Genomic DNA, 20,920 nt, shown 5'->3' on the forward strand with positions numbered 1-20,920 from the left:
GCCGCCGCTATCTGCCTTCCGATATCTTCCAGTTTTCAGCAGTGCCTCGACACGCGTCCGCTAGCCGTCTTGTACTGTCTTGATCATGCCCCACTCGCAGCTTCTACCGGTTCTGGATTGCGCACGAAGGCAACAGCAAGCCCGACGCCGGCAAGGCCAATCAGGATGGACGCCGCGGCCAGGGATTTGGCCCCGCTGTTCTCGAGGATAACTCCGCCGAGAAAAGCGCCAATGGCGATGCCCGCGAAGGTAGTCGAGCTGTTCATCGCCAGGACCAGCCTCGACCTGCCCCCGGCTACGCCGAGGAGCCGGTGCTGGATGGGGACGAGATACATGTAGCTTACGTTGCCCCAAAGGAAGGCGATGAGCAGGGTGAGGAAACCATCTTGTCCGAAGGCAATAAGCCCTATCAGCAGGAGTGGTTGTGCCCCGACCGCCACGATGAGGACCTTGTAGGGCCCGAAACGGTCGGTCAGAAAGCCACAGGCTGCGTTCCCGGTCACGGCTCCGAGACCATAAGCAAAGAGTGCGGCCGAGAGCAGCGGCACCCCGGCAAGCAGAGAACCGGTGATGAAGACACTGACGTAGGAATAGACGACGAATTCGGAAACGACAACGAACAGTGTCACGGAAAGGACACCATAGATGATCTTGGGGAAGTCTTTCGAGGCGAGACCTTTTTCGTGCTCGGGCGCCTTAGCAGCGATCCCAGACATCATGGGGGTGGAGATCAGCAATGCGAGGAGCCCGGCGATGACAACGAAGACGAAGGCATAGCGCCAGCCGATTGCATCTGCGATCCAGCTGGTGGCCGGAACGCCAGCAACCTGTGAAACGGTCATACCGCCGAAGATGAGGGACAACGCGATCCCCTTGCGGGCGGGCAGGAGGAGCTCGGTAGCCAGTGCGTTAGCCGCCGGCGTGAACATCGCCGCGCCATAGGCCGACACGACGCGACCTGCCGCAAGGATTAGGAGATTCGGTGCGATCGCGCAGACCAGATTGCCGACGATGAAAATCGAGACAGACAGGATCTGGACATTGCGGCGGCTCATGGTCTTGAACGTCCAGGCATTCAGCGGCGCGAAGAAGGCGTAGCAGATTGCGTAGATCGAGATGATCCAGCCCGCCGCGCTGGTAGAAATCGAGAGGTCACGAGAGATCACATCAAGCGCGCCGATGATGACAAAAGTGTTCAGGCCAATAGCGAAGGCACCAATGGTTAGAGCAGTAAGGATGAGTTTTGTTCTTGCATCGGGAGGGGGTGAGATCATGATGGTGCCCGCTCACGTTCTTGTAATATGTTCAGGGCAGCGCCTCATTCAACTCAGGAGGGAGAGTGGCGATCATGGTATCGGAATAGCGGGGACCTCGGGCCATATAGCAGCCCGGTCGTCACCACCTCGCGATCTCCGGCGTTATACTCGCCTTTCAATGAGTTTGTTCTCAACAGCCGCCTTTGTCGTTTCGCAAATCATCTGATTCCAAGCATTCGTGTCGATATATCCCATTGTTGGTTCAGGAAGATGCAGCGTTCGAGGCTCTTTTATGCCCTTGCGTCTGAGGACCGCGATGCGCTGCTGTGCAGTATGAATGTGTCGACGACCTACAGACGATCGCGATATTTCGCCGTCCCGAGATGGACATTTAGGCGCGCTACATTAGAGGACATAGCTGTTCTCCGCGACCTGCTGCCTCAGCCGTTCCAGCCACGAGATCGTCTAGGAATATGATGTCGCATGCCGAGATTCCCTGGAACTCAAGATACTTGAAGGTCGCATGATGGTGATAGCTTCTCGCTGGGCCGAGCGTGTAGATGCGGACCATCAGGAGATGTCCTTTTTGCTCGTTTATGATCATGGCTTCGAGTTCGCAGGCTCCCCTGTGATGTGTGCTAAGGACAGCACCTAAGCATCCGCTGCGGCGCGCAATCATCGCGTTGTCCGAGCCCGAGGCAAGTTCGAGGAAATTTTCCTTAGTGATCTGCGGGGGGCGGACCTTTAACGCGTCGGTCACTGACCAACACGCAGAAATGCAGGGGATGATCTCCTCGGGCGAGGCCAGTTCTCCGCGGATGACGCTCACCAGTTGGTGGACTGCCTCGTAGCTTTCGATGTGTAGAAGGATTGGCACATGAATGCTTCTGGTGCGGCAGCGTCCGAGGTCATTCCGCATCAGGTCGACGATCATGAGATTCTCGGCCCGGCTCTTTTCGTCCAGGCGCAGTTCTTCTGCGATCCGCTCATCTTCCGCTGGGACCTCATGTCGAGCCGCGGTGCCCTTCATGGGCTTGACGGCGCGTGCGAGACGGATGCGCCGTGAAAATGGACGATGGATTGATGCCCTAGGCACACTCCCAAGACGGCAACGGTGCTGCCGGCCAGAACATCCATCGCGCAGCATATCTCGGAGTATGAGGGTTGCCCGGCCTTGGCGAGAGGATAATGCGTTCATGGGGGATCTTGCGGTTTTCTCTCCATTGCACGCTTATCAAAGATGATGGGATCTCTACCATTCACCTCACCGACCATCTGCGCGTTGTTGAATGTAAATGACTCGAATTTTTCGATTCGGGGTCTCTCAAAGCCTGTCGCAACTGCTGCCATATTCCTGCCGCGAGTGATCATGTCGCTTGCAAAGTCGAACGCGCCTTTTAACGAAAACTTGCCGGAGCGCGCCTTCGCGCGCAGAATCCCGCGGCCGGAGCGTCGGTGGATCAATCATTCGGATGATCTGTGCACCTAGGCAGAGTCTAACGGTCATTAATCAACATTTGCCATGTACCGTGCACCTCGATCAATCACTAGGTCCGGTAGTTGACCAGCGGCAAGGGTGGCGCGCCGCTGGCGAACTAGCAGGGTCACGGCTGTTTGGCGTTGATTGAGCTATTTGCGAATCTCAGTTTTTAATCCGCGGATGTCGCCCGCGTTCGCTCAGTCGGATAACAAGCCAGCTAGCCGATTGGCGAAGTTGCGGGAGCTAGGCTATCTCGTCAGTAACGAGGCTGCCTTTCAGGCGTACAAGAGTTAAAGCGCGCGGCAGCTAAATTGATAAGAGTTAGCATTTTTCGGGGTGATTTGCATAGAAATCGATTTCAGTCTAAGCGCAAGCTTTCTCATTTCTTTCGGGAGGCACCCTCAATGACTGAGAAGTCCGATCTCATCCACTCGACGACTCCTAAGGCCCATGTGCGCGTTGTGATGTTGAACAGGGCGCCGAAACGAAATGCCTTGAGCAACGATCTGATCGCGGAGCTTGCAGCGACCTGCGGCGTGCCGCGGCCGATCAGGATGTTCGTTGCGTCGTCCTCTGCGGGAGTGAAGCGTTTTTCTCTGCCGGGGCGGATATTAGCGAGATGCAGCAGCGCGGGTTTGAGGCAATCGACAATCCCGCGCGACGTTCTGTGTGGCGGGACATCGCCAATTTCCCCAAGCCTCTGATCGCCGCGGTTGAGGGCATTTGCTTCGGTGGCGGTCACGAACTGGCCATGCTCGCTGACATTGTCATTGCAGGCGAAGGAGCGCGGTTCGCGCAGCCTGAGATTAGCATTGGGATTTTGCCGGCCGACGGCCCAACTCAGCGTCTCACGCGCGCGGCAGGGAAATCTCTGGCCATGCTGATGATACTGACCGGCCAACCCATTTCTGCCCGTGCTGCGATGCAGGCCGGCCTCGTCGCTGAAGTCGTTGAAACCGGTATTGCACAGGCGCGAGCGCTCGAAATCGCGGAAATGATCGCCCAGAAGCCTCCCCGCTCGACTGAGCTCGCCAAGGCAGCCGTCCTCGCCGCCTTTCAGACCACGTTGGATGCTGGGCTCGAATTCGAGCGGAAGGCAATTCGGTGCGCGTTCAGCACGGCTGACCAGCAGGAAGGAATGAACGTTTTTTTCGAGAAACGATTGCCGAACTATCGCGGAATTTAGAGCGAACGAATGGCCTGACGTTGCATGCCTTCTGGAGGATTTTACTCGCCCGGCGAAGCTTTCCGCTGCAGGCGAAGCGCTTACGAGTGAAGCGCAGATGGCGGTCATCGGCGCAGTAAACGCAATTGACTACCTGCTTTGAAAGGCGATCGTTGACCGGTGCAACGAGCTTATCCATGTCCAGTTCGTGCAGCCGCTTGGCTATCTTTGGCGACTGGTTGCGACGAATCAGGTTGGCGAGAGCGGGATGAGCATGAGGTCTTGCTGATGTTCGCCCGCTACCTGTAATGATCGGCCTGTCCGACGTGAAAATGGAATGCTTCCCTGGCGGCAACTGCACTTCGTAACCTTCGATAGGTCATGCGCGGGTTCTCGCGATCTCGCCCATCATCGTCTTGGTGATGCCGGCGGCTCTGGAGTGGTGCCATCCGGCGTCGAGCGGTCGCTTCCGGCGAAGCTCCGTGACGTTTCGTTCGGCGTCCGGTTTGTCTAGCTGTTCCGCCGACTGAACCCGGACGTGCGCGGTCATGCAAGTCGAAGATAGTCTGGAAGGACAGCGAACCCTTGCCGGGCATCGTGATCGCCAGCCAAGGTGCTTCCGGCCAAATCGACCGTCGTCATGGTCGCGGAGTTGAGCGAATAGGCCATCACGGATGCATCACATCACGGATGCATCACATTCGAGCTTTCGCGAGAGCCGGATTCCCTCGCGCGAGGACCTCATCCTTTGTCTTGGAAGTTCGTAATATCTCGCTTGCCTGCCCGAAAAGCCTCCATTTCGGCGTCCATATCTTCTACCTCCCGGTTCTGCCCGACGCACTTTGGTGGGGGCGCCGACGCCTGGGTTTTTGCGCAAAAATCCCGAAGGTGGTCGTTTCCCGGGAGACAGCCGGAAAGCGGCTCACCACGGCCCGCGGCATCACGTGGTCGCGCGTCGCTGATTTCGTTGGGGATTCCATCATTTTGATATATTTTTCTTATCATATCTTGAGCTTGATAAGAATACTTATCGATTGAATCCAGGAATTTGATATATTATCGTTGTCTAAATGGTCATTTGATTAGGATTTTACATCATGGGATATCCCAGCCAAGACCTTATCCGGAGCGTTCAGGCGAAACGCACGCAAGAGCGCATGAGCCAGCGTGCGTTGGCCGTCAGATCGGGTCTGACCCAAGCGCATATCTCCCAGATAGAGACCGGCCGCCTCGAACCAGGCCTGTCCAGCTTCATCCAGATGGTCCGGGCACTCGACCTTGAGATTGTACTCGTGCCTAAGAAGCTGCTTCCCGCGGTAGAAGCCGTTCTGCGCTCGAACACCAACGATTTCTCCCTCGAGGAAGGACCCTCAAACCTCTTCGCCAAGGCCGAACGCATCGTTTCCGGACAAAGGAAACGCCACGGTAGCTCCGCCGCGCTCGACCGCATCGCCGAATACTTACGCTTTCTGAAACAGGTCCACCTTTCGAAAGCTGACCTGACGGTTGTCAACGACGTCGTCGACACACTGCGAGGCTATCGCGCCGAACCGATCCCCAACTCAGTACTGGAAACTTCAGCAGGCGTATTGCAGGGTCTGCGCAACCGGATCGCACATCCCGTAGAAACCCCCCGTCCCGCCTACGCTCTCGACGACGAGGACGACGATGCCTGACGTATCGGTCCTAGACGTACGCCTACACGACGCCCCTATCGCGACCCTCACGCTGGTGCAGGGCGACCGATCGCTGCTTGCCTTCAACCAGAACTATATCGATAACCTCGCACGTCCGACATTGAGCCTGTCCTTCAAGGACTCGTTCGGAAACCTGCTCACCTCGTTCAAACCGTATCAGCAGGTCCTTCCACCTTTCTTCTCCAATCTTCTGCCGGAGGGGCCGCTGCGCCGCTACCTCGCGGAACGTGCGGGCGTGAAGGAAAAGCGTGAGTTTTTTCTTCTATGGATGCTGGGCCGAGACCTTCCAGGCGCCCTGTCGGTCCAACCGGCGGACGGAGAAGCATTGCCGCCTCAGGTTGAGGAGGATCTCACACCAGACGAACGGCAGAACATGCTGCGCTTCTCGCTCGCGGGCGTGCAGCTGAAATTCTCCGCGCTCAAGAACGATCCAAAGAGAGGCGGACTAACCATTCCAGTCGAGGGCGTCGGCGGTTCGTGGATCGTCAAGCTGCCCTCCCATCAGTACACGGGCGTGCCCGAGAACGAATACTCAATGATGACCTTAGCGAAGGACATGGGCATGGAAGTGCCCGAGCTTCAACTTATCGACGTCGAGGCGATCAACGGACTCCCGGAAGGTATCGGCGAGCTGAAGGGACGGGCGCTGGCCGTTAAGCGGTTCGACCGCACCGCCGACGGGCCGGTCCACATGGAGGATTTTGCGCAGATATTCGGCGTGTTCCCGGACGAGAAATATGACAAGGCCAACTATCGGAGCATCGCGCGCGTCCTGGGCCTAGAGACCGGCGAGGCCGGCATCGCTGAGTTTGTCCGACGTCTCGTGTTCAGCACACTGATCGGCAACGCCGACATGCACCTGAAGAACTGGTCGGTGATCTATCCCGACCGCCGGACGCCGGTTCTGTCGCCCGCCTACGATCTGCTGTCGACCATACCGTACATCGCGGACGACAAGATGGCGCTGAATTATTCGCGCACGAAGAAGATGGCCGAATTCTCCAAAGACGAGCTGAAGCATCTGGCAGCGAAGGCAAGGATCTCGGAGAAGCTCGCCGTCGACACGGCCGCGGAAACCGTCCAACGCTTCAAGAAGATGTGGACGGAGCGCAAGGCAGATCTCCCCCTGGAAAAGAAAGTCGTCGAAGTGGTCGACAAGCACGCCGCTTCGATCCCGATTTACAACGAACTCTGAGCAGTGACCTACATTTTGGAAACCTTTCCGCGGCGACTTCGAGGATCTGGCTCGGGATCTCGTCGGACGCGAATTCGGCGTCAGGTTCGAGGCCTTCGCAGCCGCGCCGACGGCCGGCATGGACGGGCGCCATTCGCAAGGAGACGCAGCCGCGATCCTACAGGCCAAGCATTACGGGAAAGTCCTCTTGCGCCTCGCTCAAATTGCAGATGAGCACGAACGACGCGCCATCGAAGGTCTGACCCTACTCAACGTCGCTCGCATGCAAGAGACGCCATGCCGGATGGCGACGAACTGATCATCACCACCGATGGCGAATATATCGCACTCTTCATCAAGGATTCGGGATCCGGCATGGCGGCCGAGATGGTCGACCGCGCCTTCGAGCCTTTCTTCACGACCAAGGAAACGGGCAAGGGCGCGGGGCTCGGTCTCCGTCAGGTCTACGGCACCCTCCATCAGTCGGGCGGGTCGGCGCGGATCGAGAGTTCGCCGGGAGCGGGTACTACCGTTCGGCTTTATCTCCGTAGGCCGGATGCCGCACGCAGCGCGACCAAAGCTCCCGAGGCTCCCGACGCCGTATCAGCCGATCTCTTCGCCGAAGACGGTCCCGCCAGCCTACCGACGCTCGAGAGGATTGTGCCAGACGCGATGATCTTGGATTTTGCGATGCCCGGCATGAACGGTGCCGCGGTCGCGAAGATCGTTCAAGACCCCCCGAGGGGCCAATCATATTCGCCAGCCGCTATTCCGAAACGGCGGCCTCGATTCGGTGCGCGGCGGCGCTCGCGCCTTGCAAAAGCCGTTCAAGGTCCGCGAATTGAGGCCGCCTTGCGCGAACTGCTCGATTAGGATCGGCAGCTACCGCGAAAGCCATCTGATCTAGAAGCAGCTCCATGGCGACGCTGCGCTTGGTTATATCGAGGAGGTGCAGGTGCACCAAGCAACGTGGCCTCACTGCGTTAGGACTTGAGCGGCATGGAAGAGTGTTTGGAAAAGTTCTTTCTCCGATCGCGGCAAACCCGATGTAGCCATCGGCCGTTTCTCATCGGGTTTACGACTGATCTACGGTCGCTGTCGTTGCGTACACTGCTTTACGTCAAGCTCGCGTCACTTCAGCTGCCCCGAAGGGCAATCTGCTTCATCCTGATTCCCTGTTTATTTGCAGCCTTGAGTTGGGTAATTCTGACGCGCCCGGCGCTCCTTTCTCGCCCAATGTTCGTGAGTACCATCTCTGTTCCTTTAAAGCCGATTAAGCAGAAAGACAGCGGATGACAGCCCCTCTACGCTGATAATCGCCGTGCTGCCATGGTAACATCGCGTCGCTATTTACCCGGGGCTAGCATGTCATCCCAGAAAATTTCCACGCCGCCGGTCGCTGCTGCCGAGCGGGATCTGATCTTCGTCGTAATTGAGAAGCATCGCGAACTGTCCGCCCACTACGATGCGGCCGCGTCGGTATTGGCGAAGCTAGAGGGAGGCTCCGAATTTGATGCCGCCGACGAAATCAGCGTCCAACGGAACTTGGCTCTCACGGAGCATGCAAATGTGCTCATCCGATCGACGCCAACCACGATCGCTGGCGTTATCGCTCTCACCCGATACGTCGCCAGTCTGCGGGACTGGGAGCTTCCTGATGATGATGGGTGGCATCAAGTCTTCCTAGGAGGACTGGCGGACGCGATCGATGAAATCGCTATGGCTCAGCGACGTGCGTATTTAGGCGGATCAAACGTTTCGGCTCGGCCATGACACTCGCTTTCATAATCCGGGGGATCGTTTTCTGGGGCGCTATCGCTTCGCTTCTCTATTTGCTTTGGAAATTGCCCTTCTGAATTCCTGCGCTTCGTGCCCCAAAGTGGTGGCAATCGAGTCCGTCAAAGCGTGCTCCGATGAGAAAATGCGAAAGCGGCGCTCTTCGGCGGCAACGCTGGCTGCGTTCCGATTCAACACGATGAAGTAGCCTTGAGACGTCGCTCAAATCGTCGGAAATTCCGGCGCTCCTGTCTGATTTGTTGATTTCAATGGATCCATCGGCACGATCAAGACAGAGCCCGTCGTCGCCGAGACAAGCGGCATGCTGGCTTCGCAACGCCAGACATCAGACCGTCCGCTCTCATTCCGGGATCTCAACAGCACCAGCTGTCGCTCGTGAATGGGATGGCGCGATAATAGATTGAGTGGTCATTCAAAGTTTGAGGATCAACGCAAACGCCACAGCCACGGGAGCGCAAAAGCGGCACAGCTCTAGCAGAGTAGTTGCGCGTTTGGTAGATCATAATACCAGCGCTACCTTGGTAATGCGAAATTTCAGAATGCTTCGTCTATTCAACCGACTTGCGTTCGGCCGGGTCAGTCGATCGACCCAGCTGCAGCTTGACATGGGCAGGCGCTTTCGAGGAAATGATCGTTCATGAATGCTATGGATGTTAGCGTCAATGATTAGGTCCGAACTCGTGGAGCGTATCGCCCGCCGAAACCCGCGCCTTTACCGGCGCGACGTCGAGAACATTGTAGATGCAATTCTCGGCGAGATCGTCGCTGCGCTCGAGCGCGGAGATCGGGTTGAGCTTCGTGGCTTCGGAATCTTTTCTACCAGGCTACGGCGGGCTCGCATGAGTAAAAATCCGCGAACGGGTGAGCTCGTGCGAGTTAATGAGAAGCGCTTGCCGCACTTTAAGGCCAGCAAGGAGATGCACGGGCGCTTGAACGTGACGCGAAACCGAAAGTCGGCAACTTTGCCGTCCGAGGCAGCTTAACGGTGACGTCGGGCAGTTTAAGTGGCAACAGTGAGCACCCGATGTGGTGAAGAAGCAGCGTTAGTGTTGTTCCCGCATCAGAAGCCGCAATCGAGGCCTTACAACCCTCAATGGACGAGTCGGGATGGGCTACATTGCGTCTGATTAAGCTATCCGCCCGGCAGCCGCGGACGTCGTGTGTGCTGTCAAAAATGCGGTGTCCTTCGCCATCCACGAACACCGCATAGCCCAGAAAGGCCTCGGCCGGCGCGCCAGCTTTCGTCAGAACGGCGGCGTTGAGCTCGGGCCGCCATTCAACTATGAAACAGCACCGCCGCGAAGATGAAATTCCACCAAGCGGCGAATGCGGCGATGAACGCCGACACGATGCCAGCCCCAAACCAAAATAAAGCGACTGATTAGGATGGAGGATGTTCTAGGGCATGCGCTTTGAAAAGAACCCCGACCTAGCGCCTAGTGTATGAGCCACAGGTATTGACCAGCCAACGACCGTATTCGATCTGTGCTGCCCTAGCGACGCTTTTCCACAATTCGAAGCTGAGCTGATACGCAGCTTCAGCCTGTCTCCTGTAAGTCTCCGGATCAAGGCTCATTCGACTTCCCCTACTAGGCTGCGCGTCCGCGATCCATGATCAAGGAGTAGCGACTGCTCGTGGGAGGGAAGCGGATGCATCCTCAACCGGGGCAATTATTGGCGCTTCTTCATCAGCGGTTTTCGGCGCGGTTTTCTTCCGGGTGGCAGCCCGTTGCAAACGCCTGATGTTCTGGAGAGCCGCTTTCGCTTCATCGCTATCCACCAAATCGCGCTTAATGACGTCCTCGCGCAATAAGGTCTTCAGATAGTCGACTTCCACCTTCACGCCGGAACTCATCCGACGAATCTCTCGACGCAGAACCTCCAGGATGAAGTCGGTCTGCAGAACGGCTGCGACAGTAAACTTGTTCGTGACCTGCTTGTGCAGAAGGAACTCGGCCATCGTGCTCTTTGAGAAGCCTTCACGGCTCAAATTCCCAAAACATTCAAGCGCCTCAGGACTCTTGGCGCTTTCCTCGATCGCGTCCAGTTCGCAAACGAGGATTTTCTCTATCGGCTGGCCGAAATGCACCTTATAGATTCGCCAATGAGCGCCGTTCGTGAGCACTACCCACTCGATTCCCTCGTTGGCAGCGTAATCGATGGCTTGCTTGACGTGGGCATCCTTGAGATCGATCCCGATGGCCTTTACTTCGATAATGAACCGGATGTCATCGTCAACCTTCACTGCAAGATCAACATAAGTGCCGCGGATCGCGTATTGACTGGTGACATGTAGATACTTGTCATAGCCGCAGATGTCAGAAAGCATATCGTTGACGACAGTGACCGTGTCGGCCTCGCTGACATCGCGCTTCAGGAGCCCCGCTAAGACGCTTTGGTATCTCTTGAGTTGAGCGGTGATGCGCGTAGCGACTTTCGTTGAGAGTTTCGCCATGATTCGTCCCCAAAACTATGGACGTGAGCATCATGCAACCTTTCGGCGAGCACAACCCCCTATTTAGTCAAAATGGGCTGCATCTCGTCGTCTCGGGCCGCCAGCGATGCTTGCGATCCTACTGCTGACGGTAGTTGCGTGTGATGGCCCGCCAGCGTCGGCCTGCGGGCCGCTGGCTATTAGCTCAGCGCCATTTTTGCGCACCTCGAGCCTGCGCCAATCCCGCGGCAAATTCAGTACCTTCTGCTGAGAAGCGCCCCGGCTCCCAAGCAGCGGTGCTCAGTCCCCGGTATGGCATCGTGGATGTGCCGCGGGGCTATCGAGCTCGAAGCCGGCGACGTGGATTTTCATCAAGAGGACCATTGCCCGTGAGCGCGGGCTCAGCCAGTACGCGCTTGGCTGCACGAGACGCACTGCTTACAGCGCGCTCCCATTCCTGTTCGCCGCCTTCTGCCCGCGCGTCGCTGACGATGGAGATCCGGCTTGGGAGGCCGGAGTGTGGAGCCGCAGAGTTTCCATCAAAAACCCGATCTAGCGACTGACCGTAGCTGCTGAGAAACTCTATTGCAGCTTCGCGCAATTCTTCATCATCCGACCCGTCGGTTGCCGATTTCCGAAAGTATGCAGCGCCCGCTCGGCAGCCACCTCATCGATCTTCCACCCCTCTGGTGCGTCGCGGGTGCGCAGTAGGTCTACGACCGCTTCTGCGTGTGCCAACATCGCGACGAGGCGATTGTGCCATTGGACTGATTGCCTGCGAGCGCTTGCGCGGCGGAGGGTACTGCGGCGACGGCAGTAGCTGCCGATACGAACATGTTCATGATGGGCCTCCTGCTGATCTTCGCCCCTATCGAAGGATTTGTTGCGCCCCGGGAAGGTTCTCCGTCAACATGGCCGCCCAGATATGCGCTAGAACCCCCTTCGTCGAAAGATTCCTCTTCGACTTCGCCGCATCGAGTTGCGCGCGCGCCTTGGCAATGATGTGTCTCGCGCCTACGATCGATATCCGCTAAGATATCTCGGTACCGAGACTTCGCGGCTGTGTCTTCGCTCGGACAACAGGGCCGGTACAATCTCGAAGAGACGGGTCCTGCCCAATCGGGCAACTGCGCGCGGCAGTACAGGTGACGAGTGCTGGAGAGCGCTAAAGTACCTTGATAGTCTCCTGATCGAGTCCAGTTGAACAACCCGCTCCTCGCCCCTGACAAAGTACCAGCGACCACATCGCATCAGCTTAACGTCCACCGAATGAGCTTTTTCAGCGCGTTAACCGGTTCACTTCATCTCGAATGAGGCTCTCGCTGCCTTGACGGAAGCGGTGAGAAAACGATGCACCTCCTGAACTCTCCTGGTCTCGTGTGAGTCGGGATGAGAAGTGAGCCAGTAATTCCGGACGAACCGCACATCGGGAAGAAGGCGGATCAATTCCGGATAGCGCTGTGCAGCATAATCGTGGAGAATTCCAATGCCATGTCCGCTTCGAACAGCTTCTAGTTGCGCAACAACACTCCCGCATTCGTATCGGCGCGACATCAAACGGCCAAGAGCAGATGCATAATCCAGCGCCCGGCTGTATACGAAGTCTTCTACGTGGGTAACGAAGAGGCGGCCGGCAAGATCGGCCTGATCCTTGATGACGCCCTCGCGCGCAAGATATCTTTCGGAAGCGTAGACGCTGAGAGTGTAGCCAGTGAGCTTCGACAGGATCAGACGCCCCTGCTTCGGTCGATCCAAAGTGACTGCGATGTCTGCCTCCCTTCGAGACAGTGAGAACGTCCGCGGCAAGGGAACCAACTGGATCACGAGGCCTGGATGTCTCGCCGCCAACGCTCCCAAACGATCAGCAAGGAAATAGTTGCCGAGCCCATCGGGTGCACCCACTCGCACCGTGCCGGTAACTGCCTCCGCCGAACCGGCAATGCTCGATCCGACCTTGAGAAATTCGCTCTCCGCTCGCTCGGCAGCGGCAATCAAGGCCTCCCCCGCTGCCGTCAGCGTGCAGCCTGACGTGTGTCGTTCAAGTAGCGTGGCATTCAGGCTCCGCTCCAAAGCGGTGAGCTGGCGGGCCACCGTGGCGTGATTCAACTTCAGGCGCTTTGACGCTCTTAATATCTGCCCAGCGCGCGCGACCTCGAGAAATATGCGAACTCGTTCCCAGTCCATAACTACACTTTCTGCACAACGGGACCGCAAATTCGGCGATTGTTACGCATTTTTATGCACTTCATATTGTAGGCAATCAAGCTTGTGGGGGAGTACCTGTGACCGCGTCCATACCAAATTTCATCGACGGCGCATTGGTAGCGAGTCGAAGCACGCGCACATCACCCGTCTACAACCCAGCCACTGGAGTGCAGACAGGAACGCTGGGCCTAGCATCGGCCCTCGACGTGAAATCGGCCGTGACCGCGGCTAGGAAAGCGTTTCCGATCTGGGCGAGCGCTCCTCCTCTTCGCCGTGCGCGGGTACTCAACCAATTCCTGCGAATGATCGAAGGTCGGATCGACGAGCTCGCTCAGGTGATCTCCTCCGAGCATGGCAAAGTGTTCTCCGACGCGAAGGGCGAAATCCAGCGCGGCATGGAAGTGGTGGAGTTTGCGACCGGCGCGCCCCAACTTTTAAAGGGGGAAGTCACGGAAAACGTCGGCACACGCGTGGACAGTTATTCGCTGCGCCAGCCACTTGGCGTCGTGGCCGGAATCACGCCGTTCAACTTTCCGGCTATGGTGCCGATGTGGATGTTTCCGGTCGCTCTTGCCTGCGGAAACACTTTCATCCTCAAGCCGTCGGAGCGCGATCCATCCGCCCCGCTCCTGCTTGCGCAATGGCTAAAGGAAGCGGGGTTGCCTGACGGGGTCTTCAACGTCGTCCAGGGCGACAAGGAGGCGGTGGACGCAATTCTCACTGAACCCGATATCGTCGCCGTCAGCTTCGTCGGCTCAACCCCTATTGCCCGCTACATTTACGAGGCGGCAACGCGGAATGGCAAGCGCTGCCAGGCGCTTGGGGGCGCCAAGAACCACATGATTGTGATGCCCGACGCCGATATGGATCAGGCGGTCGATGCGCTGATGGGCGCCGCATACGGCTCCGCCGGCGAGCGTTGTATGGCAATCTCGGTCGCTGTGCCCGTTGGGGACACGACGGCAGAAAGACTGATCGAAAAGCTGGCACCGAAGGTGCGTGCACTGAACATCGGACCAGGCACAGATCCCGACGCGGAGATGGGTCCGCTGGTCACAAAGCAGCATCTCGAAAAGGTTCGGGCTTATATTGATGCCGGCGTCGAGGAAGGCGCAAAACTGGTCGTCGACGGACGCGACTTCCGACGTCAGGGATATGAAGGAGGATATTTCATCGGCGGAACTCTGTTCGACGACGTCACGACCGACATGAAGATTTACAAAGAGGAAATCTTCGGGCCGGTGCTCGCAGTCGCCCGCGCCAAATCGTACGACGAGGCTGCCGAGATGATAAACGAACACGAATTCGGCAACGGCACCGCGATCTTCACTAGAGACGGCGACGCGGCCCGCGAGTTTGCCCATCAGATTCAGGTTGGAATGGTCGGCATTAATGTACCCATTCCCGTTCCGATGGCATTCCACTCGTTCGGCGGCTGGAAAGCTTCACTGTTCGGCGATCATCACATGCATGGTCCAGAAGGGGTTCGCTTCTACACCAAGCTGAAAACTATAACGACCCGATGGCCGACGGGAATTCGCACCGGTGCGGAGTTCGTGATGCCGACCATGAGCTAATGACCAGCGGCTCACCGCCACTTATTGCGCTTCGGCCGCTTCCCGGCCGGACAAGGAGAGAAATCAGGCTCTCTTTAGCTGCAGCCCCGCTTTCATGCGGGGCTGCCTTTTCCTTAACGGATCAAGTCAACGAAGCGGATTTGATGTAAGCATCAGTGTCAATTCCACCAACGATCGTTCGCAAGACAGGAGTATTCAAGATTGGGTCGCTCGGGCACGTCATTGGATCCCTCCCAAGCATGACGAAATTGGCGAGTTTGCCGACCTCGATGCCTCCAATCTTGTCTTCCATCTGAAGCTGATACGCCGCCCGAGAAAATGTTCAAGCCGCAGGGGCATTCGTACCTATACGCGGAACCGGGAAACTTCGGCCGCCTCTGCGCCAGGATGGTCCGAGACCTGAGAGGAGGACGGCGCTCGTACCGGGCCGAGCTTCGAAGGCGCGATCGCGGGCGCATCGAATTATCGGCGCGACCGAAAAAGCGGCCGTAAGCGGAAGCCGCCGTCTGGCTTGACTTCACACCGGTCCACGCATCGGATTGATGGTCTGGACACCGGCAAAGTCTTTCTCGTTGTCCGTTACCACGACGCAGTCGTTCGCACTGGCGACGGCGGCGATAATGCACGTCGGGCTGGAGGGCACGATGAACGCCTTGTTCCTGAAGGACCTCGCGGACAAGACGCGGCGAGTCTGCATGGCCGCGCCGCGGACGGCAAGTCGGGCGGCGGGCTGTGCTTCGGTTATTAGGTCGCCAAGCAATTCGCGGGTGATGGCGAGCGATCCGAGGTGACCGTACCATCAACGAGGCCGAATCGGCTGTCGTCCGCCGCATCTTCGCAGACTACCTCGCCGGCAAGTCCTCGCGCACGATCGCTTTCGAGCTGAACCGCGAAGGTGGGCCTGGACCGCAAGAGGCTAAAGGGGGGTCATCAACCGTTCACGGCAACCCAAAGCGCGGCGTTGGCATCCTCAACAACGAGATCTATGTGGGCCGCCCGTGTGGAATCGGCTCCGCTTCAAGGACCCGGATACTGGAAAGCGCGTTTCTCGTCTGAATCCTGAAACCCAATGGGTGATCCAGGAAGTCCCCGAGCTGCGCATTGTCGATCAGGAAACATGGGATGCAGTCAAGGCGCAACAGCAGGCGCTCGCCTACGAGTCGTCAGCGCCTGGCGAGAACAAGCTTTACGATTGCCGCCGGCCCAGATACCTTTTCGCCGGCCTCGTGAAGTGCGGCTGCCGCGGCGGCGGGTACACGATGATTTCGAAGGACCTGCTCGGCTGTGCAACCGCGCGCAACAAGGGAACGTGCACTAGAGTGGAGGAGCACGCGCGGGCTGAACTCGGCCCTCCTCGCGCTGCTATCAGCTCTCCTCGCGAGTTATGCTCTCCGAATCAGCTACAAGAAAAAATCCAGGCGAAAGCGCAGTTTTTGATCGGCGGAAAATCGGCTGAAGTCATTTCGGTCTATGAAATGTGCGAAGCGATGGGTTTGAAGGTTTTAAGGATGGATGCGAGGCGACGGATTTTCAAAGATTTCTTTGGGGGGGGGGTTGGCGCATCTCTGCGGCGAGTTGACTTGTCAGATCGTGAACCGCGAGAGGAAATGGGTGGTGGCGGCTTCTTAAGGTGTCCTCATACCTGCTCTTCATTTAGAAACTCCGGTGAGAAGCAGCGAGTGAATTTCTTGAAGTAGGCGGCCCGCGTCGCAGCAGCCCCTGTGTGGACGGAAGTTGCGCTAGGGACACGCTCCGATTAAGCTCTCCGGCACTCTATAGGAAAGGTAGTGACCGGGGGCGGGCGCTGTGACCGATCCAATTGTAAAGTCGACAAGCATAGTCTCTCGAACGAACCTCGCGGCTGCTGCTCGGCTCATGGTCCGCTCGATATTTTTTCTGCTGCCACTCATTTTCACATGGCTAAAGCTTCGCAACTTATCTTCAGCCGACATCGCACAGCTAATCACTGATGCGTCTGCCAGCGACGTTATCTGGAAGACCGCTCTGATCATCTATTTCTTCGCGTGGGTGTGGGGCACGCTCTGGGATGTTGGATTGCAGGAGCGGGTTTATCTGGAGGCCCCGAATAAAGGCAGGATGCCTTGGCAGGCGATTGGGTTCGCGGCCGCCATCTCTGTTTTCGGTGCCGTCCTGGTGTGGGTGGACACATTCGTTCAGTTCGTTGGCGCCCTGGCGCTGTTTACGGCTGTCGATCACGCCGCATGGCGTTACCTGGTGGGCTTTCTCCAGCCGATGATTCAAAGAGCACGTGAAGGATACGCGGGGGACGCAATTGGGTTGGAGCAGCTGCATTTGGTCGAGAACCAAGTGTGCGGCGGTTGGAAATGGTGGCGTGGGCTGGTGGGGGTTATTGGGATTTTTGTCATGTTGGCGCTCGCTCTCGTGATGTCGCCAGAAACCTCCATTGAGGTTGGCCGAATGGAGCTTCCTTGGGGTTTCGTCCAGGCGGCGAGCATTCTCGTATGGGTTTTGCTCATGGAGATTTGGCATTGGTACGTTCGCATTGTAACGAGGGTTGCTGTTGATACGTTGGAGCATCTGCGCGACAAATATAGGCTCGCCGCTCTTTCGCTTGGGCCTTCGGTATGACCGCGGCTCGCGTGATTGCGGAGAAGCTCCTCGATGACAAAGTAAAAGAGATACCGCCCGGCATTCTGAATCTCGCCGTTCTTGTGCGCGGACTTGATGGAGGCGTAGGCGGCCGGGGTGGGGTCGGTGGCCGAGGTGGAGCGCCGGTTACTCCCGGAAGCGGCGGCTCCGGCGCGGGAAGGAATGGATGGCGCGGGCCCTCGGGTCCCCGCTCGCCGGGACTATCCAAACCCTCCGAATCTCGGTAGCGGCACAAACGGACCCGATGGGCCATGGGCAAGATGTCTGTCATCCCTGTCAAGAATCTCGATCCTTATTTCTGAGACGCAATACGACGACGCGCGCATGTGGTGCGCAAAATTTCGGACACAACAGAGCCGGGCCGCCTGCGCGGCCCGGCCTACTCGCCAGAGTCGATTATGCGTCCAGCTGGCTCCGACACGTGTTGCGACATCCGCCGCACCTGCGGCAGCCAGCCCCTTGTCGGCCAGCAACCTATCGGCGCCCTCGGCCATCGCGGGCTTCTTCAAATACGCCAGTTGTGCCGCGGCTTCCTCGACACGCCTTGGCAATCCAAATACCTGCCCCTTACGCGCGCAGGCCCGGACGAAGGATCGACCGCCAGGCACGAACAAAGGAACGCGCGAAGTGAGGAGCTATCGATGACGTAAGATACATTACCCGCCGAGGTCTGCGAGAGGATGAGACGGCGATGAAGGATCGGTCTTCCCGGCGCATGCGAACACCGGTGACCCAAATGGCCCGTCCCAGGCCTGTCCGCTAACCAGATCGCATTGCGCGCTGATATCCATGATGGCCCGGAGCACTGCGCTCCAAGCAGAGGCCGGATACATCGATGCACGACCGCATCTACCGGATCGTCGAACTCTTCTTGCACCGCACGGTCGAAACCGTACTTGGGTCATTTTCGCCGGGCGCAGGGTGTCACCATTCGGTTGACCAACGGAATTTTTCCGCATTCTCCGCGGCAACTGCTAGGGCCTGAGAGAGCTTGAGCGCCTGATCGGCCGTTACCTGAAAATGAACGTCCACAACGCTCACGATAGCGACGGTGATCTCGTCCTCGATCTGCTCAACTATGATCGCAGCCGACCCGTCGGTTTCGATCTCTGCGATACGCCTAGGTCGTCAGGGTCCTTTGCCATTGCTACACTCTCCATGCGCCCCCCGGCACTGGTATAATGGAGGTCCCGTCTTAGGTCGCTACGAAATTTTCTGGGCACGGAAAGAGCTCGCGGGCTGGAATGCTCGGGCACTGCACCTGACTCTGATCATCCAAAAAAGGCCGCCATATAGCGGATTGCGACGAAAGTCCCAACGACAACCGCTGCCGTGATAGCGACTGAAAATCCGACTCGAGCCAAGAACTGGCCAGGGCTAAGTCCGTCCCATGAACTCATTTTCTTGCTTTGCTTTGCATCAGACAAGCAGCCTTTACGCTGACCGTTCACCAGTCTCGTGACAATGATCCTATCGGTCTCTCCATGGGTCGTAGCATGCGTCTAGCGCCTCAGCTGTCGACGCCGCTTGGATGAACCATACGGAATCCAGGCCCTCATCTTTGATGTGATGTAGCGTTAAACAAGATCATCAGATTCTATCGAGCCTGCGCGTAATTCGCCTTATGTTTGTTCAAATTCCAGTGACCAAATACACAGGAATTACTGAACTCCATAATTCACGTAAGCACGCTCAGAATGATCATATCGCACGCGCACTGCGCGTAGTCGGCGAAATCTCGGTTGCCCCCGCTGTGAATCATCGCGCGTGTTGAGGAACGCGCCGGAAATCCGGCTTCAGCACAGTTCCGGTAGCATCGTCGCCGATGCGCGGTTCACCCACGGCGGAGGGCGTTGTGGCGGTGCTGCCGTCAGGGCGAGCGCCGGCCTTTCCAGCCAATATCGCCGGCGGCTCGTGCTAGCATTTGAAATTCCGGCGGCAATTTCGTCAGACGGCCAGCGCCATCTAGATTGCGGGTTCTGTCGGGAGCAGCAACGTCGTGGTAACGGCTCAATGTTACCCGCTTGAGTTCTCGTGCCGCACTAAGTTTACGGCCACCAGCCATCTTCCTGTTTCCCGGTGCAGCGGGCCTAAGATCGATGACCCCGCCGGTTTGCAGCGGGCTTGCGCGCCTTATTGATACCCACTGTTAGGCTCCCCGACAGGTCCGTCGTTAGCTTTTTCCGCGTGTTGAGAACCTTTAACTTGGGAGCGTCCTAGCACTGGCCCGGGGGCAGCAGGCCATTGGTGGAGGACAAGCAAGAATGGGCTTGACCAAGGCAAGAGCCAGGGACACCGCGTCGACTTCGTCCGCATGTCAAATTCGTCGCTTTGGCGGATCGCCTGAAGCGCCCACAAGTCGCGATCGTCGATGCGCCGAAGCGCCTCGGCGCGAATGTCGGTGGCCTGCCGAAGTGTCGAGGAGGCGATCAATTTGCGCCTGCTTGAGCCTGTGTCGGCACTCCTCCTCCTGCCTCACCTCCGGGTTTCCGCCGCAGCTAGCCTTACGGTCCCAGCGCTGCGTGTCGAGGATCGCCCCCTGCACTGTGCCCTTTTTCTCCAGTATCGAAGTCATCTTCAGAACAGCCCCAATAAACGGCTGCATCCTCTTTCGCGAGCCGACGCGGGAAATCGATCGAGGCTATGCTGATCCCACCCCATGCCGCCCGATCAGACTCGCGCAGTGCCACTCGCCTTAACGGAGGCCGCCCATGCCACGTGACACGCAGACCCCATGCCGCACTTCCAACGCTGTCGTTTCCGGGCCGCCGCCGCTGGCACGCATGCTCCGCACTGGCACTTGTTTTGCTGATGAGACGGTGGACCGACCATTAACATTGAAACGTGTGCCGCAATGAAATCCATGGTGTTTCAAAAAAATGCGGCTGGCATTGGTGTCAGATACGCACCTCCGTTCTCACTGGGCCGTCTGCTGACACGGCGAAAAACCCTCCGGCTGCGCCGCAAGCTGCCCTCCTGGACGGGCCTTGCGCTACTGGTGCTCGTCGGGGACATCCTGATGGCAGTGTTCGCCTGGGTCACCGCGAGCTTCGTCCTGAACTGAGATGTCTCCCTTATGCAGACGAAACGCTGCCAGAAGGTAGGCGAGCTGGCCGACGACGAGGCATCCGATGACCACCGAAACGCCAGCGCAGAAGCCAAGGCCGTAGACCTGAAGAACGATCGCGGCGAGGACCGCGATCGTCGAGGACACTAGCACCAAGGCCCAGACTGAAAGAACAGACCCGTCGCCAGTCCGATGATCGCGCTCCCTAGCAGGGCTAGGATAATCGTCACATTTCACTTCCAGTTTGAGTGCGAGCCGCACTGCAATCCCTCATCTGGATCGTTCTAACAAGAATGGCGTTGTCCGGCGCGCCGACAGAGCGGTGTTAGTGTTAACCTCGATAATGTCCTTTAAATCGATGCGGGCTAGACCTGTTCTGCGGGGCTCGTCTCGAAAACACCTCGACCGGACTTACCGCGGCGGACGGCAAGAGCACG

The 20,920-nt window shown here is 57.9% G+C and carries 15 protein-coding genes and 3 pseudogenes; 11 read left to right on the forward strand and 7 right to left on the reverse strand.

Going from position 1 to position 20,920, the window contains the following annotated elements; all coding sequences use genetic code 11:
* Nucleotides 1–83: 83 nt before the first annotated feature.
* The 3 genes from NLM27_RS25130 to NLM27_RS44030 form a co-directional block, all read right to left on the reverse strand.
* A complete protein-coding gene (locus NLM27_RS25130; protein WP_254145886.1) occupies nt 84–1,274 on the reverse strand; it encodes an MFS transporter in 1,191 nt (396 codons plus the stop codon).
* Between the two features lie 382 nt (nt 1,275–1,656).
* Nucleotides 1,657–2,286 (reverse strand): chorismate-binding protein, encoded by a 630-nt coding sequence (locus NLM27_RS25135; RefSeq protein ID WP_254145887.1) that lies wholly within the window; start codon nt 2,284–2,286, stop codon nt 1,657–1,659.
* A complete protein-coding gene (locus tag NLM27_RS44030) occupies nt 2,283–2,393 on the reverse strand; it encodes a hypothetical protein (RefSeq protein ID WP_375142268.1) in 111 nt (36 codons plus the stop codon). Before NLM27_RS44030 ends, NLM27_RS25135 begins: the two co-directional genes overlap by 4 nt.
* Nucleotides 2,394–3,265: 872 nt before the next feature.
* Here NLM27_RS44030 and NLM27_RS25140 point away from each other — a divergent pair.
* The 6 genes and pseudogenes from NLM27_RS25140 to NLM27_RS25165 all read left to right on the forward strand — a co-directional run bounded on the left by NLM27_RS25140 (nt 3,266) and on the right by NLM27_RS25165 (nt 9,552).
* A complete protein-coding gene (locus tag NLM27_RS25140) occupies nt 3,266–3,922 on the forward strand; it encodes an enoyl-CoA hydratase-related protein (RefSeq protein WP_254148914.1) in 657 nt (218 codons plus the stop codon).
* Nucleotides 3,923–4,998: 1,076 nt separating this feature from the next.
* Nucleotides 4,999–5,577: a helix-turn-helix domain-containing protein gene (locus tag NLM27_RS25145; protein ID WP_254145888.1), complete on the forward strand. Its 579-nt coding sequence runs from the start codon at nt 4,999–5,001 to the stop codon at nt 5,575–5,577.
* Complete coding sequence (locus NLM27_RS25150) at nt 5,570–6,793, forward strand: type II toxin-antitoxin system HipA family toxin (RefSeq protein ID WP_254145889.1); 1,224 nt, start codon at nt 5,570–5,572, stop codon at nt 6,791–6,793. Before NLM27_RS25145 ends, NLM27_RS25150 begins: the two co-directional genes overlap by 8 nt.
* Before the next feature lie 273 nt (nt 6,794–7,066).
* Nucleotides 7,067–7,645: pseudogene (locus NLM27_RS25155) on the forward strand (ATP-binding protein); the annotation flags it as partial.
* A gap of 492 nt (nt 7,646–8,137) precedes the next feature.
* A complete protein-coding gene (locus NLM27_RS25160; RefSeq protein WP_254145891.1) occupies nt 8,138–8,545 on the forward strand; it encodes a hypothetical protein in 408 nt (135 codons plus the stop codon).
* A gap of 686 nt (nt 8,546–9,231) precedes the next feature.
* Nucleotides 9,232–9,552, forward strand: coding sequence for an integration host factor subunit beta (locus NLM27_RS25165; protein ID WP_254145892.1), 321 nt, complete (start codon nt 9,232–9,234; stop codon nt 9,550–9,552).
* Between the two features lie 632 nt (nt 9,553–10,184).
* Here the strand turns inward: NLM27_RS25165 and NLM27_RS25170 are convergent.
* Both NLM27_RS25170 and NLM27_RS25175 read right to left on the reverse strand, forming a co-directional pair.
* Nucleotides 10,185–11,024, reverse strand: a complete 840-nt coding sequence (locus NLM27_RS25170) for a type I restriction enzyme HsdR N-terminal domain-containing protein (protein ID WP_254145893.1) — start codon at nt 11,022–11,024, stop codon at nt 10,185–10,187.
* A gap of 1,275 nt (nt 11,025–12,299) precedes the next feature.
* The gene (locus tag NLM27_RS25175) at nt 12,300–13,187 is read right to left on the reverse strand and encodes a LysR family transcriptional regulator (RefSeq protein ID WP_254145894.1); all 888 of its coding nucleotides are present in this window, start codon (nt 13,185–13,187) and stop codon (nt 12,300–12,302) included.
* Between the two features lie 98 nt (nt 13,188–13,285).
* On the opposite strand from NLM27_RS25175, the gene NLM27_RS25180 reads away from it, so the two are divergent.
* Entirely contained in the window at nt 13,286–14,785 is a 1,500-nt protein-coding gene (locus tag NLM27_RS25180) for a CoA-acylating methylmalonate-semialdehyde dehydrogenase (RefSeq protein WP_254145895.1), read from the forward strand.
* Between the two features lie 121 nt (nt 14,786–14,906).
* On the opposite strand, the pseudogene NLM27_RS44035 reads toward NLM27_RS25180, so the two are convergent.
* Nucleotides 14,907–15,086 (reverse strand): annotated as a pseudogene (locus NLM27_RS44035) (amidohydrolase family protein); the annotation flags it as partial.
* Between the two features lie 216 nt (nt 15,087–15,302).
* Nucleotides 15,303–15,407: pseudogene (locus NLM27_RS25185) on the reverse strand (VapC toxin family PIN domain ribonuclease); the annotation flags it as partial.
* Nucleotides 15,408–15,616: 209 nt separating this feature from the next.
* Here NLM27_RS25185 and NLM27_RS25190 point away from each other — a divergent pair.
* The 4 genes from NLM27_RS25190 (at nt 15,617) to NLM27_RS25205 (ending at nt 20,480) form a co-directional block, all read left to right on the forward strand.
* The gene (locus NLM27_RS25190; RefSeq protein WP_254148915.1) at nt 15,617–15,841 is read left to right on the forward strand and encodes a recombinase family protein; all 225 of its coding nucleotides are present in this window, start codon (nt 15,617–15,619) and stop codon (nt 15,839–15,841) included.
* Entirely contained in the window at nt 15,784–16,482 is a 699-nt protein-coding gene (locus tag NLM27_RS25195) for a recombinase family protein (RefSeq protein ID WP_254145896.1), read from the forward strand. Before NLM27_RS25190 ends, NLM27_RS25195 begins: the two co-directional genes overlap by 58 nt.
* 109 nt (nt 16,483–16,591) lie before the next feature.
* Nucleotides 16,592–17,395 carry a hypothetical protein gene (locus NLM27_RS25200; RefSeq protein WP_254145897.1) on the forward strand — a complete coding sequence of 268 codons (804 nt, stop codon included), beginning with the start codon at nt 16,592–16,594 and terminating at the stop codon, nt 17,393–17,395.
* A gap of 2,884 nt (nt 17,396–20,279) precedes the next feature.
* A complete protein-coding gene (locus NLM27_RS25205; protein ID WP_254145898.1) occupies nt 20,280–20,480 on the forward strand; it encodes a hypothetical protein in 201 nt (66 codons plus the stop codon).
* The last annotated feature ends 440 nt before the right edge of the window (nt 20,481–20,920 follow it).

The sequence above is a fragment of the Bradyrhizobium sp. CCGB12 genome, assembly GCF_024199845.1.
GTDB lineage: Bacteria > Pseudomonadota > Alphaproteobacteria > Rhizobiales > Xanthobacteraceae > Bradyrhizobium.